At 57.2% G+C, this 15856-nt stretch carries 10 protein-coding genes; 3 read left to right on the top strand and 7 right to left on the bottom strand.

The window, feature by feature from the left end; all coding sequences use genetic code 11:
- Positions 1-155 precede the first annotated feature (155 nt).
- From N902_RS0113480 to N902_RS0113470, 3 genes are all read right to left on the bottom strand, one after another.
- Positions 156-1850 carry a hypothetical protein gene (locus N902_RS0113480; protein ID WP_027371344.1) on the bottom strand — a complete coding sequence of 565 codons (1695 nt, stop codon included), beginning with the start codon at positions 1848-1850 and terminating at the stop codon, positions 156-158.
- A gap of 651 nt (positions 1851-2501) precedes the next feature.
- Positions 2502-3992 carry an alginate export family protein gene (locus N902_RS0113475; protein WP_027371343.1) on the bottom strand — a complete coding sequence of 497 codons (1491 nt, stop codon included), beginning with the start codon at positions 3990-3992 and terminating at the stop codon, positions 2502-2504.
- Positions 3993-5217: 1225 nt separating this feature from the next.
- Complete coding sequence (locus tag N902_RS0113470) at positions 5218-6576, bottom strand: NfeD family protein (RefSeq protein ID WP_244147425.1); 1359 nt, start codon at positions 6574-6576, stop codon at positions 5218-5220.
- A 529-nt stretch (positions 6577-7105) separates the two neighbouring features.
- On the opposite strand from N902_RS0113470, the gene N902_RS20700 reads away from it, so the two are divergent.
- From N902_RS20700 to N902_RS0113450, 3 genes are all read left to right on the top strand, one after another.
- Positions 7106-7306, top strand: coding sequence for a type II toxin-antitoxin system HicA family toxin (locus tag N902_RS20700; RefSeq protein WP_027371341.1), 201 nt, complete (start codon positions 7106-7108; stop codon positions 7304-7306).
- Between the two features lie 12 nt (positions 7307-7318).
- The gene (locus tag N902_RS17970; RefSeq protein ID WP_051564598.1) at positions 7319-7771 is read left to right on the top strand and encodes a type II toxin-antitoxin system HicB family antitoxin; all 453 of its coding nucleotides are present in this window, start codon (positions 7319-7321) and stop codon (positions 7769-7771) included.
- A gap of 228 nt (positions 7772-7999) precedes the next feature.
- On the top strand, positions 8000-8572 hold the full coding sequence (locus tag N902_RS0113450; RefSeq protein WP_027371340.1) for a chalcone isomerase family protein: 573 nt from the start codon (positions 8000-8002) through the stop codon (positions 8570-8572).
- Between the two features lie 683 nt (positions 8573-9255).
- On the opposite strand, the gene N902_RS0113440 is transcribed toward N902_RS0113450, so the two are convergent.
- The 4 genes from N902_RS0113440 to N902_RS0113425 form a co-directional block, all read right to left on the bottom strand.
- A complete protein-coding gene (locus tag N902_RS0113440) occupies positions 9256-12216 on the bottom strand; it encodes a PEP/pyruvate-binding domain-containing protein (RefSeq protein ID WP_027371339.1) in 2961 nt (986 codons plus the stop codon).
- The gene (locus tag N902_RS17965) at positions 12216-13418 is read right to left on the bottom strand and encodes a PP2C family protein-serine/threonine phosphatase (protein ID WP_051564597.1); all 1203 of its coding nucleotides are present in this window, start codon (positions 13416-13418) and stop codon (positions 12216-12218) included. Before N902_RS17965 ends, N902_RS0113440 begins: the two co-directional genes overlap by 1 nt.
- A 204-nt stretch (positions 13419-13622) precedes the next feature.
- Entirely contained in the window at positions 13623-13838 is a 216-nt protein-coding gene (locus N902_RS0113430) for a hypothetical protein (protein WP_027371338.1), read from the bottom strand.
- A gap of 363 nt (positions 13839-14201) precedes the next feature.
- Positions 14202-15365, bottom strand: coding sequence for an acyl-CoA dehydrogenase (locus tag N902_RS0113425; protein WP_027371337.1), 1164 nt, complete (start codon positions 15363-15365; stop codon positions 14202-14204).
- Between the last annotated feature and the right edge of the window lie 491 nt (positions 15366-15856).

The raw sequence follows: 15856 nt of genomic DNA, 5'->3' as shown, positions 1-15856 counted from the left end.
AAGCCTGCATTTGGAAACCCGGGCGACTCCTGAAGTCGGAGCATCTGGGTTAGCAGATTATGGCAAAGCTGGGTTTTCCAGATTGCGCCCCGGATTTGCGGACCGATTCCCCCCCTTGAGGGGGGAATCCAAGGGGGGTGTTTCTTCTTCTTCTCCTACTGCTTCAAGGGAAAGGACAGAATATTGCTCTGCCCGCCGCTCTTGAAGATACCCGCCTTCTGGGTGGTGACCACATACACCGTGTCCTGGGTGACGTGCAGTCCCTGGATGCTGCCTTCCAACGGCCCGCCAAGGGTGCCGTGCTCGAACCTGCCGTTCTTGTAATTGAGAACCAAGAGCCTACTTTGGTTGGCTCCGCCCTGGCCGGTGATGGATCCGAACAGATCCTGACTGAAGGTGGGCACGATCACTTCCAATACCTGATCGTTGTCCAGGTCCACAAACTGCGGGGCCAGCTCGAAGCGGACGCTGTCAGTCATCGGGTTCTGGCTGGAGGTGTCTTTCTCATAGGTCAATGTGGACGCGCTGCCCCCGACCGGCATGGACGACTTGTACACGGCCCGGTCCTGATCGAAGATGAACAGAACGTTTTCCCGGATATTGACCAGCTCGGGCTCACCGTTTCCGGTCACGTCGGCAAAGGCGCTGCCCACGGCCTGAAATTGCCTGGGCAGGGGCATGTCCGGGTCCTGCCAGCTCAGGGAACCGTTCTGCAGACTCCCTTTCCAGGTCCGGGTGCCGAAGATCTCGTTCTTATCATACTCCTGGGCCAGGAGGGTTTCCGGCTCATGGTCCCCGTCCAGATCGAAACCAAAGATCAGCCGACCAATGCGGTCTTCGATGCAGTTCAGACTGCCGTCTGCATAGGAAAACAGGGCGCTCTGGACTTTTTCCTGGTACCAGATTGTGGCCGCTATAAAGGAAGTGTTCGTCTCTTGCGGCGCCCACCAGGAAAGGGCCAGGATCTTGCCCGGATATCCGCACTTTGCCGATGCCAGCTGCTTCTGCTCAGTCCCTATGCTGGAAACCCTGATCTGTTTCCCGTTGGAGGAGGCCATCAGGATCTCCTGCCCCGAGGACAGAAAATCGGCCATGACTGTCGGTTCATCCGGAGCCGCTATGGTCCGAAGTTGGCTGAACCTTTCCTTGTAGGCAACCGGGCCTCCAGGCTGGTCCGGCCCGGGCTGGGTCGCGTAGACCTCTTGGCCAGACGTGCCGGATTGGGCTTTGTCTCTGGCTGCGTATTGGTGGAGGAGCTGAAAGGACGGGCCGCGAACATCAAGACCGTCCTGGGTGTGAATGAAGTAGAGCCGATCCCTGGGGCTTTCAGCCAGCAGTTCGGGCTCGCTTGGCTTATCGGCCTGGCTCTGGCTGAAGGTGATCCAATTCAAATGGGGAAGGGCCTCCCGCAGGTTTTGATACAGGGCCTCGGAGTCATCGTCGGTGTAGTCCCAGAACACGGCCTGCATGTCACCGAAGCGGGTGATCTTCTGGCCGGGGCTAAGCTTCTGCTCGGCAAACAAGGGTCGGGTATAGGAAAATTTAGCTTCCACCTTGTGCACCCGGAGCATGGCCTGCACGTTCTGTACATGGCCCAGGACCTCCTTGGTCACCGGATGGACGATCTTTTTCCCCTGCCCGGCCACGGTGAACAGGTCGCCGGGGGCAATAGGGTCTGAGCGGCCAAGATCAATGATGACCTTGCCCCCCACCGTGTCCACCACGTAACCGTTTAAGGGCTTGAGGTCCTGCTGCAGTGCCTGCATGTCCAGGGCCTGCCCGGTGCCGCTGCCCAGGATGAATGCAGCTGCGAGAAAAATCAGAAAGCACGACCGGTTTTTCCAGCTCATAAATCTGTTACCTCCATTGATTTGCCAGGTGAAAATTGGTTTGTTTGATTGGTTTCAAAGCGTACTTCTCTAGCAGCATAATTTGCAAGTGCATGCCGGATGAGAGATTGATATAAAGCCGGAAGCAACATCCCCCCCGTAGCCCCCCTCAGTACAGAAGTCAGAAGACAGAGGCCAGAAGACAGAAAAAGAAGGAAAAGACACCCCCCAACCCCCCTCAAGGGGGGACGAAGAGAACACCCCCCGTAGCCCCCCTCAAGGGGGGACGTGGGAGAATGGTCGCGGTTTGTGGAGCTTGAGTCCAGCTTTTCGCTCAGGTCTCTATCGGCATTTCCTTGTTCAGGCACGATACCTTGTACTCCCAGCCCGTACTTGGCGGTTAAGGTCCCCCCTTGAGGGGGGAATCCAAGGGGGGTGTCTCTTCTGCAAAGGGTCGAGGTCCAAGGATCAAGGCAGCCAGGAGTAACCCCCCAACTCCCCTCGAGACAGAAGTCAGAGGACAGAGGTCAGAAAAAAGTAGGAAGCGACACCCCCCAAAACCCCCCTCAAGGGGGGACACAAGAAGAGACACCCCACATACAAAAAAGGGCAGGGCATATATGCCCCGCCCCTTTGTATGCAAAATGACCGTCAACTGCAAGGAGCCGGAACTTAGAACTTGTACCGGATCCTCATGTCGGAGCGCCAGATGTCCTCATCTGAATCGCCGTCTTGTTCCCTTTCGAAATAGTCCATGGCATCGCCTGCGGCCAGATAGCCAGCGTTCCAAGCCAACTCAACGTTTTCAAACAGTTGGTACTTGACGTAGCCGTCAACTTCCATGCCCAGCTCGTCCTCAGACACATTTTCTCCAGTCAATTTTGATTTATACTCAACATCCTCTGAGGTCATCATGTACATCCCGGCCAGGCCGACCTGCAATTTTTCATTGACTTGATAGTCCCAGCCCAGTTTGTTCATGATAAACCCGCGGTCCAGGATGTAGTGCCGCTCTGTGAAGTAATCGTCGTCGGCATAGCCGCCTTCCATGAGGACGATGCTGTCCGCGCGGTCGATATCCGTGGCCATAAAGGCGTCGAGATCGTCGTCATCTGGATCATCATCACCTGATGTGTACCAGAAAGTATAGGTAAAGGTATGTTTATTCCAGTTCATACCCAGATCCAGGTGAGCAAAATAGGCGGAGACGTCGTAGTCTTTGGTATCCAAGTCATTAAAATCAAACTCGTTATCTCCAAAACGCAAGTCATTGAGATCATCTAGGCTGGCATATTGAAGCCTATCAATGCTTCCGGTCTGATACATAGCGTCCCAGTTCACAAAGAAAGGATCAAAGCCCATGGAACCGTCCAGACCAAATGTGGCCAGACTAATGTCAGCGCCTACATCTTCATAGCCAAAGTTCTTGAACTCATACATGGCCGGAGTTAGCCCGTAGTTGAGATCTCCGCCGAGGATCTTGTCCTGCTGGTCAGAATCGGCTGTTTTGTCTGTATCTTGCATTTGATACAGTGCGAAAAGGCCCAGCTTGAAGTTATCCATTCCTTTGTAGTCCAGCCGGCCATAAAAGGAATCCTGATCGTCAAGGAGGTCTTCATCATCTTCAGAAGCCACATTTGCTTCATAGCCCCGGAGCCAGCCCAGCTGATAATCAAATACTCCGGCGGCACCGTTCAGGGTCACCCCACCGACGGTTTCCTTCCACAGGAAGGGGTTGATGTTTATCGGCTGCAGGCCCATGCGCATCCTGGACTCCTGGTCCACAAAGGGCAGCTGGAAGTCGAAGTATCCCCAGCGGACCTCCATTTGGACTTCGTCCCCGGAGTAGTCCATCTCGTCGTCTGCACCAAAGTGCAGGCCCCCGACCTCAGTGGCGAACACGCCCTTGTAGTCCCCGTCGTCGCTGGCCGCCTCGAACCAGAACCGATACTTGATCTCCCCGAAGTTGTCGTACACATCGTCGTCATCCAACTTTCCGTTGTGTTCACCCTGGAAAAAGTCGTTATGGTTTGTTCCGAGGAGAAAACGGTGGTTCATGTCCCCGTGAAAGTCGACCTTCACGGCCATGGCCGGACCGGCCATGAGGACATAGGCCACACCGCACAACAAGAGCCCTAGCCACGCCCATCGAAACTTTTGCATACCTTCCTCCTTACAAAAGCTGCGGGTTGTATTGTTCTCCCCGTCCCGGGCAGGCGGAATCGCTGTGCCCGATTCGGGGCATGCCGGCCTTTTTGTGCCCCAAGTTTAAAAATTTATACAAGTCTATACACACAGAGGTGTGTTGTCAAGGAGGGGGAGCAGATATTTTTCAATTTTTGAGCATAAAATGTGCTTGTTGACACGTGTTTAGAGGTTAACAGATGGCCGGGGGAAAACCCAGGCGACGAATCGCGCGGATATCCACTGATTGATGTCAAGAAAAGCGTAAATAAACGTTAACAGTGGTTGGGATAATTCAAATCGAAATCGGGATCGCTATCGCTATCGAAATCGAAACAATATGTCATTCGGTGCAACAGGGACCCTCAGTTTATGGAAATCGATCCCGATCCCGATTTCGATTTCGATCTTGAAAAAAGAAAATCCAGACAAACGGATGCACTTGACGCTCATTCTTCCCGCCAGTGATCTTCAGCGTTATCCGGGTTTCCGCCTTTATCGGGAGGTAGCACGACAGCGGAAATACTTTAGTCCCGTCATTCCTGCAGAAAGCAACACCCCCCAACCCCCCTCAAGGGGGGACGGGGTGGGTTGTCAGCTGTGGCTTGAATTTTGGAACCCGGCGTTCCTTAAGGTCGGATCATCTGGATTCGCAGATTGTGGCAAAGCTGTTTTTTTCGGATTGCACCTGAGTTGAGCGGCTTATGTCCCCCCTTGAGGGGGGAATCCAAGGGGGGTGTTTCTTCTGCGGAGGGCCGAGGTCTAAGGAGCAAGGCAAGCAGCCAGAAAGCAACACCCCCCAACCCCCCTCGAGGGGGGACGGGGTGGGAGATCAGCTGTAGCCTGGATTAGGCAGGGTGACTTCTGTTCTCTGACGTCTGTCTTCTGTCCTCTGTATTGAGGGGGGAATCCAAGGGGGTGTTTCTTCTGCGGAGGGCCGAGGTCCAAGGAGCAAGGCAAGCAGCCAGAAAGCAACACCCCCCAACCCCCCTCGAGGGGGGACGGGGTGGGAGATCAGTTGAAGCCTGGATTAGGCAGGGTGACTTCTGTTCTCTGTCTTCTGTCCTCTGTATTGAGGGGGGACGACGGGGGCAGTACAGTTGTGGCTTGTTTCTGTCGATCTCGGCTTTATGCAGGACTGTGGCTTTGGAAAACAGACTGTGGGAATAGCTGTTTATTTTGACCCGAACCTGGAATTTGCGAATCACGTCCCCCCTTCCTGTTCCTCCCTTACTGTGAGGGTCAGGCCGTCCACGTCCGTCACCCGGACCTGGGTTCCAGGGTTCAGCTGGGAGCCGTCGTGGGTTCTCACCTTCCATATTTCTCCCCGGATCCTGGCCTTTCCTCCTTCCGTCTCCCAGGAGGTGACCTGTCCGCTGAGCCCCAGCATGCCCTGGGATCCTGTCTGCCTGGGCCGGACCTGAGCCCTGGTCACCAGGTACAGGCCGAGGAGGATGAATGCGGACACGGCCAGGACAGTGGGCAGGATGACCTGCAGGGTCAGCCCCTCAAACCCGTACTCGAAATTGAAGAGGATAAGGGAGCCGATGAACAGGCAGACCACCGCTCCGACACTGAGCAGGCCGTAACTGGTGACCGCCAGCTCCAGGATGAACAGGATCATGGCCAGGAAGATGAGCAGTATGCCGGCGGCATTGGTGGGCAGAACCGCCAGGGCGTAGAGCCCGAGGAGGAGACAGACCGCTCCGAACACGCCGGGGAAGATGCTGCCCGGATTGCTCAGCTCGAAGAAGAGACCGGCGATTCCCCCCAAAAGCAGGAAATAGGCGATCTGGGGATGAAGGAGCCAGGAAAGGAATGTAGTCCGGAAACCGGGCTCGAACTTGGTCAACTGTGCGTCCTGGGGGCCGAAGGAGACTGTCCGGCCCTGGATGGAAATGCCCCGGGTTCCGATCTGCTCCAGCATATCCCGGGGGGTGAGGGCCAAAAACTCCACCACCTGCTGCATGACCGCCTCATTGGCGGTGATGCTCACCGATTCGAGCACTGATTTTTCGTACCAGTCCACGTTTCTGTCCTGTGCTCCGGCCGCTCCCCGGATCAGGCTGACAAAGTCGTTGGTGATTTTCTTGGCCACTGTCTCCGGAAGTTCCTTGCCTCCCATGGCCACCGGAGAGGCCGCCCCGATGCTGGTCTGCGGACTCATGCCGGCCACGTGGGAAGCGGCCACCAGGAAGACCCCGGCTGAAGCCGCTCTGGCCCCTTTGGGACCGACCCATACCGCGACCGGGACAGGGGAATTGAGGATGGTCTTGACCATCTCCCGCATGCTCTGGCCCAGACCGCCGGGGGTGTCCAAACCGACAAGGAGCAGGTCGTGTCCATCCTCGGTGCAGGTCTGGATGGCCCGGTCCAAAAGGTCCTTTTTGGCCGGATTGATGGTTCCATCCAGGCGGGCATACAGGACTGAGACTTGGGGAGCATCAGCGGCAGAGGCTGGGGACGGCAGGAAAGGACCGGAGGTCATTGCGGTCAGAAGGCACAAAAGCACAGCGGCCAGGGCGAAAAAAACACAGGATGAAGAGCGGGGGATGCGGGACACGGATACCTCCGGATTGAAGGCCTGGATTGGTGGATTTTCGGGAAATTGTACGTTGGAGCACGGAGCTTGGCAAGAGGGGGGGACTTTAGGGCAGAGGGCAGAAGACAGAGGTCAGACGTCAGAGATCAGAGGTCAGAGGAAAGAAGAAAACAGAAAGAAACACCCCCCAACCCCCCTCAAGGGGGGACGGGGTGGGATGTCAGCTGTGGCTTGCATTTTGGAACCCGGGCGACTTTTTGAGTCGGATCATCTGTTCAACAGGTTGTGACAGAGCTGTGTTTTCCGAGTTGTGCCCGGAATCTGCGAATCAAGTCCCCCCTTGAGGGGGGTGGGGGGTGTTTCTGTTCTTCTTCATCCAGTATTGGTCAATTTCAAATTCGATCTCATTGTGCGTCTGTAGCTAAAGGCAGGGGGACTTCTGATCTCTGTCCTCTGTCTTCCGTCCTCTGTCTTCTGAACAGGGGGGTGTTACTTGCTCTGTAGCCACCTGCGATTGACATAGGGACATTTATGTCCTAGTGATGCTGACATGAAGGCAAGGGAGTTTATACGCCGCCTGAAGAAGAACGGCGTTGAGGTGATAGAGGGACGGGGAAAGGGAGGTCACGTCCTGGCCAGATACCACGGCAAGCAAGCCACTATCCCTGTCCATGACAGCAAGGACGTTGCCCCGGTGTTTCTGCAAGAGATATGCAAACAGCTAGGTATAGATCATATCAATATTCTGTAAGAGGTGAGGAAGATGTTTCACTATCCTGTCGAGATAACACATCTGGATAACGGGGATGTCATGGTTTGGTTCACGGATATCCCAGAGGCAATGACCTATGGAGATAATGAAGAGTTCGCACTTGAGTGGGCCCAAGATGCCCTTCATGTAGCTTTGTCCGGGTATATGGACGAACACAGGGATATTCCAAGTCCATCAATAGCAAAGCCTGGACAGAATACTGTGAGTCCGGCGCCAATAGTGGGAGTAAAGTTGTGTTTGTATCAAGAAATCCGGGATAGGGGCATTTCTCAGCTCAAGCTTGCAAAGCTTTTGCATTGTGATGCACGGCAGATACGCCGCCTGCTCGATCTCGATCATCAGTCAACTGTGAGTCAACTGATGGATGCTGCTGAAGTGTTGGGTTTTGAGCTGGATATAGAGCTTACCAGAAGGCAGGGAGGAAACCACCCCGGTGTGAATTGATGCTTAAGGTTAGGGATCAGAAGATCAGCGGAGATCAGCGCGATCTGCGGTTGGTGGTTCTTCTCTTCAGTCATTCCTGCGAGGGAAGGTCATCTTGGATCCCGGTCCGGGACAGGAATGCGGCTTTCTCTGTGGCATGGCGAGTCCCTCTGGCAAAGGAAGACAAACCGTGGTAAGAGTTGACCGTCCGGACGGTTTATGTATGGTGCTCAAATCAGGAGGTGCTGTATGCGCGCTTGGATGCTCGCTGCTGTTGTGTTTGTCTTTTTGGCCGGAGGAAGTAGTGCATGGGCGGTCGAAGTGGAAGGAGTTCAGGTTCCGGAGGTCCTCACTGAGGAGGGTGTGGAGCTCACATTGAACGGAACCGGGGTCAGGAGCAAGTTTTTTTTCGATCTGTACGTCGGAGCCCTGTACCTGCAGTCCGCAGCAACCTCGGGCTCAGAGGTGAGCGCTGGGGACGAAGCTATGGCCATCAGGCTGCACATTCTGTCCAAGATGATCACCTCGGAGAAGATGGAAGAGGCCACCCGGGAGGGATTTGTAAAGGCCACGGGTGGAGACACCTCCGCGGTTCAGGACCGGATCGAGGATTTCATCTCCGTGTTCAAAAAGGAAGAAATCGCCAAAGGGGATGTTTTTGATCTGGTCTATGTGCCGGAGCAGGGCGTGGTGACGGTGAAGAACGGAGAGCGGTTGACCACTGTGCCCGGACTGGACTTCAAGCAGGCGCTGTTCGGGATTTGGCTTGGGGACGATCCGGTGCAGGGGAGTTTGAAGGAAGGCATGCTGGGAAAGGAGTAGGCTGCGCGTGAAGGGAGCGGGCGGTGACGGAGAAGAGATGGAACCGCCGATGGATTTGTCAGGGAAGAAGAGAAAAGAAGGAGAGGAAGAAGCTTGCACCGCTGATGGCGCTGATTGGCGCTGATAAAAGAAACACCCCCCAACCCCCCTCAAGACAGAGGTCAGAGGACAGAAGACAGAAGAAAGAGGACAGACGTCAGAGATCAGAGGTCAGAGGGCAGAAGACAGAAAAAAGCAGAAAGGAACACCCCCCAACCCCCCTCAAGGGGGGACGGGGTGGGAGATCAGCTGTGGCTTGCATTCTGTAAGCCGGGCGACTTCTTGAGTCGGATTATGTGTTCAACAGATTGTGGCAGAGCTGTATTTTTCGGATTGCGCCCGGGATCTGCGAATCAAGTCCCCCCTTGAGGGGGGAATCCAAGGGGGGTATTCTTAAAGCTCCCACGCTCTGCGTGGGAGCTTTCCTAACCGCTCCTGCGGTCTCTTTCTGGACGCCGGAGCGTCCAAAAGAGTTCCCACGCAGAGCGTGGGAACGATAAAAAGAGGAAGAAATTTGCACCGCTGATAGCGCTGATTGGCGCTGATAAAGAGAAGAAGGGTAGAGATCAGAAGATTAGCGCGATCAGCGGTTGGCGGTTCTTCTCTTCCGTCATTGCAGGCAGAATCAAAGTCTTTTCCACGTATTACCCCACAAATAGCACCCCAGTGGAGGTTCGGCCGTCCACCTTGAGCATGATGGGCCGTTCCAGGCGGATATGGGCCACATGTTCAGTCTGCTGATGAGCCTCCTGGCTTTGCAGCCATGCCCAGTCCAGAAAGCCGTGCTCCCGGTCGGTGACCGTTAAGTAGTTGATGCCCAGGGTGGTGATGTTGTGGAAGAAGTGGGACCCCTGGGACGGTTCGGCCTTGAGCTTGTCAGAATCGGTTTCCACAATAGCCCCCACCCCGTGTATGTCCCGCCAGTTGACCGGGATACCCAGGAAGCGGTCAGCCGACCCCCAGCGTCCGGGGCCGATGAGCAGGTATCTGTGGTTGCCGGCAGCCAGCTTGGCGTTTAGTGCGCTGATCTCCTGAGCGATCTCCCTGGTCTTGGCCGGATCAAAGGCCCGGGGCTTGACGTAGACGATGTCCTGCATATCCCCCCGCTGGGTGTTGCCCAGGGCCCTGGCGGACAGACAGAAGGCCTTTTCTTTGTCCTGATCCGTTATATCCACCTGCTGGGACTCGGCCCGGGCGGTCATGGGCCGGACCTGGAGAAAGGCGAACTCCGGCTGCTCCCGGGAGGTGGCCGGGAGATCGACTGAAAACTCGATCTCAACCGGGGTGCCCATGCCCTTCTCCCCCAGGCCCAGGGCCGCTCGCAGGATCCCGGCCAGGGGAACCTGATCGTATTTGAGAATCTGGGCAAAGGTGATCACGGGGTATCCCTTGGAGGACAGGGTGTCCCGGATGCGGTGCTCCTGAGGCATGTAGGTGCTGGCCACATGCCGCATGGGCGGTTCATTGGCCGCATCCATGATGTCCCGCTTGGTCAAATGCGAGGAGTCCACCACATCCAGGACATGGCAGCCCTGGTTCATGGCCAGGCAATAGAAGTCCTGCTGGGCATTGTTCAGGATGTCGTCCACGCTGGATCTCTGGGGCTGGATCTGGGGGTATTTGGGGCAGAAGCGCAAAGACTGCTCGCCTTCGACCACCATTTTCCCCAGGCCCATGGCAATGGTGGCGATGCCGTCCTCGGGCTTCATCCGGGCAAAGGGATAGTAGTTGTGGGATTGGGCCACACCGGAAACGGCCGGATAGAAGAAGCCGTTGAAGTTTTTGCCGGCCATCTGCTGGATGATGACCGCCATCTGCTCTTCCTCGGTCCGCTGTCCCACCCGCTGGGCGAAGGACTTGGGGGCCTGATAATAGGTGGAGGCGTAGACCAGGGCCACGGCCTGCAAAAGCTCGTTGACCCGGTCGTCCAGGTTCGGGCAGTCGTTGGACAGCATATAGGTGCTGTACAGTCCGGCGTAGGCCCGGAATTGAGAGTCTTCCAGCAGGCTGGAGGAGCGAACGGCCAGGGGATAGGTCACCTTGCTCAGGTAGGCCCGGAGATGTTCTTCAGCCCAGGATGGAAACTCGCTCTGCACAAAGCGCTCGGCGATCTCCTCGTCCGGCAGATCGGCCGTGGCCAGCCCCTTGAGCCCGTTGTCCTCAATGAACTGCTCAAAGATATCCGTGGTCAGGACCAGGGTCTGGGGGACATAGATGCGGGTGCCTTCAAAGGGGGTTAGGACCTGGGGGTTCTGGCGCAAAAGGGCGCTTAGAAAGGCCAGCCCCCGGGCTTTGCCCCCGAGGGAACCCTTGCCCAGCCTCAAAAAGTCGGTTTCCGGATCAAAGCTCTCCGGATCGAAGTCCACGACAACTCCCTGCTGCCGCTGCCTGCGCCTGGACCGGATGGCTTCCTGCAGGAAGCGGCGGTGGGCGCTCACATCCTCGAAGTCGTCGTGGCTCAAGGGGCGGACCTTGGCCGCCAGCTCCATTTCCGTCCTGGCAAAGAGCCATCTGGAGAAATCGTTGTTGTTGCAGTGGTGAATGAACGACTCATCCGGAATGTGGGGGAAGATATTTTCCAGCTCCCGGAGGTTGGCGGCCCGGCCGACTTCCCGCCCGTCCGGCATGGTGAAGATGAACTCCCCGAACCCAAGGCGCTGCTGAAAAAAGACCCGGATGTCCTGGTGCAGGGTGGGCGAGTTCTTGTCCACAAAGTCGGCCGGGATCTCCTGGGCCTTGTGGGCATTGGACGGCTCCGAGCTGCCCAGAATCAGGGGGATGTCGAAATGCTCGGAGGTGACCTGGCGCAAAAACTCCATCCCGGCGTCGTCGGTCAGCTTTCGGTCCTTGGGGAATCTGACATCGGAGATCACCCCCAGGATGTAGGGCTCGTAGCGCCGGTACAGACTAACGGCCTCTTCGTAGTTTTCAGCCACCAGGATCTTGGGCCTGGCCCGCATGGTCAGGAGCCGGTGCTCTTCGTTGAGCCCCTCCTCCATCACTTCCTGGGTCTGGCTGACCAGCTCCTTGTAGAAAATGGGCAGCAAAGAGGAGAGATAGATGGGTGAATCCTCGACAAAAAGAATGACCCGGATCCCTCCGTGTTCGGTATCCGCATCCACGTTCATGACGTCTTCGGTGCTCTTGATAACCGCCAGCAGAAGATCGGTGCTTCCGCTCCAGACAAAGATGCGGTCGATGCCCGGCGGGCGGGTCTGGCTCACGGTGCATTCCCTGGCCGGGATGGAGGAATGGGACAAGAGGATTACCGGGAGCTCCGGAGCCTTCTGCTTGATCTTCTGACCCAGGACAAAGGCGTCCATGTCCGCAAGCCGGGGCATGGTGACCACCAGGTCGAAGCGTTTCGCGTCCAGCTTGCGCAGGGCCTCTTCAGCCGTGGCCGTCCAGGTCAGCCGGGGAGGGTGGCTGAGGTTCAGTCCTCTGTATTCATTGATGATCCGTTCCGAGAGGCAGCAGTCCTGCTCCATGATCCAGGCGTCGTACGGGGTGGAGACCAAAAGGATCTCCCGGATCTTGCGGGCCATGAGTTCATGGAAGAGCTTAAAGTGCGGGTCGAACTCTTGGCTGAGGATGGTGCTGCTCATCAGTCCTCCACTGCAGCAGTGAGCGGCTCCCGGCCGCAGCCGTGGGCAGTCGAATGCGGAGAGCTGGCTTCGGGGAGTATCCGGACATGCAGGGCGGTGACGTCGTCCCGGAAGGGGATGCCGGGGGTATGGCCCTGCATGGCCTGCATCAGATTGGAAAGGAAAGGGCCCTCGGCAGGGAGAAGGCCGGCAGCCAGTTGAAGGAATGTGTCCTGATCGAAGTATGTCCCGGACGGGGTCTGCCACTCGTAGATGCCGTCGGTGTAGAGGAAAAGAGCGCCCGGGGCTTGCAGGGAGCAGGTCGTGGCCTTGGGGCTGACCGGGACAAACCCCAAGATAGGCAGCGTGGAATCAAGGGCGTGAATGTTGCGGGACTTGTCGGCCAGCAGGCCGGGGCAGTGGCCGGCGTTGACATAGGACAGGGTCTCGGCCTCAAGGTCCACATCGGCCAGAAACAGGGAGACGAAGTCGCATTCATTCCCGATGATGTCCATCAGGGAGTTGTTGAGCAGAGTGACCACCTGTTCCAGATCCAGCCGGGTGGTTTCGCTCAGCCGGATCAGGGTGCGGACCACGCCCATGAGAAAAGCGGCCCTGGCCCCGTGCCCGGAGACGTCACAGACGGCAATGCGCACGATGTGCTCACCAACTGGAAAATAGTCGAAAAAATCTCCGCTGGCCCGCCCGGAGGGCTTGAACAGGGTGTCGATGAGCAGATTGGAGAACTGGGCATCGGTTCCGGGGAGCAGGCGAGACTGGATATCCCCGAGCATCTCGATTTCCCGTTCGATGTTCCGGTAGGCCGTCTTCAGCTGTTTGCGCAGGTTGATCTGCCGTTCGGCCACTCTGATCCGGGCCAGGAGCTCGTCCGAATGATAAGGCCGGATCAGGTAGTCGTTGGCCCCCTGCTCCAGGGAGTCCCGTTTGAGCTCAAAGGATGTTTCCCCGGTGATGACCAGGATGTAGACCTCCTGGTCCTGCATCTCGCCGCGCAGGGCGGATATGACGTCCAGCCCGCCCATTCCGGGCATGTGCATGTCCAGCAGAATGATGTCCGGATGAAAACCGGTGTAGGCTTGAAGGGCCTGATTGCCGTCCTGGGCGGTTTGTACCCGGTAATCGGTCTCCAGGAACTCGCAGAGGAGGTCGCAGACCCCGGGGACGTCGTCTACAATGAGTATTCTGGTTCTGTCGTGGACCACGTTCCGACCTCTCGCATGCCCGGCTGGTTTGATGTCAGCCCGCCCCGGATCAGGGCCGGGTGCTGCGATCCTGGAGCGGGCAATCCAAAAAATCAGCACTGTGGGCTTTGAGGGCGGCCCTTGCGGGCCGGATGCAGCCGATGTCCGACGATACAAAGAACCGTCCGGATGTCAACAGCCGGGGGCCATGCTGGGCGGGTCAACTCAGCGCGAGGTGTGCGAACCGCCGCTGGCGTCAAGGGTGCATTGGGTAAAATCTACTGGCTTCTTGCATTTGGGGCAGGTGTGCGGACGGTCGAACTCGTCGGAGAAGATCTCGATCTCCTCATCGCATTCCGGGCACTTGCAGGTAAATGAACTCAGGCTTTTATAGGTCTGGAATCCGGGGCAATGCTGGGGTGTACTCTGTTCTTGGGCCATGGCATCCTCCTTGGGATTGAAATGCTCCAAACTGGTACGTACTCTTTTCCATGTATGGATTTGTAGCACGGTCTGGATGAGGAAGCAATTCCCGGTTAGAGAAATAGGGTTCTTCGACGTAGCCCGTGGATTTTTGGAGTTTGCCATCTCTTCTGTGTGCCCACTTTCGGCCCGGTATTTTCTAAGCCCCGCCAAAGGGGGATCCCTTTTTCACGGGGGCAGGCGTTCGCGGGAATGACGGAAGAAAAGAACATCAACCGCTGATCGCGCTGATCTCTGCTGATTTTGAGCATCAAAAGACGTGGGCTCCTATCAGCACGGATCAGCGCGATCCGCGGCAGTCTTTTGAAGTTCGTTGGCGGTCTACTTCTTTTTTTTCTTTTTCTTGTCCCCCAAGACTTCGTTGGCGATAACGATCTTCTGGATCTGGGAGGTGCCCTCGTAGATGGTCAGGACCCGGGCATCGCGGTAGTAGCGCTCCACAGGAAACTCCTTGGTGTACCCGTACCCGCCGTGGATCTGCACCGCCTGGCCCGCAACCCGGTTGGCCATTTCCGAGGCGTACAGCTTGGCCATGGACGCCTCCTTGCTGCATTTCTCCCCCCGGTCCTTGGCAGCGGCGGCGTTGAGGACCAGAAGCCGGGCGGCTTCCACATCAGTGGCCATATCCGCGATCATCCAGCGAAGTCCCTGATTCTCGGCTATTGGCCGGCCGAACTGCTCCCGCTGCTTGGCGTACTCCACGCCCGCGTCCAGGGCGGCCTGACCCAGGCCCACGGACAGGGCCGCGATCCCGATCCGCCCGTCGTCCAGGCCGGACATGGCCACTTTGAATCCTTCGCCTTCCTTGCCCAGGAGATGGTCGGCCGGGACCTTGCAATTGTTGAACATCAGGTCGGTGGTGTCCGAGGCGCACTGCCCCATCTTGTCCTCCAGGCGGCCGGTGGCAAAGCCCTCCATTTCCCTGGTGACCAGGAATGCGGAGATGCCTTTGTGCCCGGCATCCGGATCGGTCCGGGCCAGGACCACGAACAGCTTGGAGGTGGCCCCTCCGGTGATCCACCGCTTGGTGCCGTTTAGTATATAATGATCGCCCTGCTTGACGGCCGTGGTGGTCATCCCAGCCGGGTCGGAGCCGGCTTCCGGTTCGGAGAGGGCGAAGGAGGCGATGAATTCCCCCTGGGCCATGGGCACCAGGTACTTCTGCTTCTGCTCTTCGGTCCCGAAGCGGAGGAGGCTGCCGCAGCAGATGGAGTCATGGACCGACATGATCACCGCGGTGGAGGCGCAGGCATAGGCGGTTTCGCTCATGGCCAGTGCGTAGGAGACGGTATCCATGTCCTCGCCTCCGTAGCTTTCCGGAACCAGCATGCCCAAAAGGCCCAGCTCGCCCATCTTCTCCAGGCTCTGGGCCGGATATTCGTGCTTCTGATCCCGTTCCGCGGCCATGGGCACCAGCTCCTTGCGGGCGAACTCCCGGGCCATTTTCTGGATCATGCCTTGTTCCTTGGTCAACTCAAAACCCATACCCTTTCTCCTTTATCCATTGGGTTTCCGTGCATATCGCCCAGGTTTCGCACCCTTGGACGGCGAACAGCCAAGGGGCGGTGTTTTGTTCACTGTCCTTGGTTTCATATCCAAAATCAGTGTTTAAAACAAGGGGGAGGACGGAAGACAGAGGTCAGAGGTCAGAGGACAGAGGTCAGAGGACAGAGGACAGAGGTCAGAAAAAAGCAGGAAGAAACACCCCTTAACCCCCCTCAAGGGGGGACGGAGGGAGATCAGTTGGGGGCTGCATTTTGGAACCCGGGCGTTCCTTGAGTCGGATCATCGGTTGAGTAAATTGTGGAAGAGCTTAATTTTCCGGACTGCACCCGGAACCCGCGGTTTCCGTCCCCCCTTGAGGGGGGAATCCAAGGGGGGTGTTTCTTCTGTGGAGGGCCGAGGTCCATGGCTCAATGAGCAAGGCGTACAGAGAAATAACCCCCGAATCAGAAGATAGAGATCAGACGTCAGAA

Source organism: Desulfovermiculus halophilus DSM 18834 (assembly GCF_000620765.1).
Taxonomy (GTDB): Bacteria; Desulfobacterota; Desulfovibrionia; order Desulfovibrionales; family Desulfothermaceae; genus Desulfovermiculus; species Desulfovermiculus halophilus.
The sequence above is the reverse complement of the archived record's forward strand: the minus strand, read 5'-3'. Positions and strand labels throughout refer to the sequence as shown.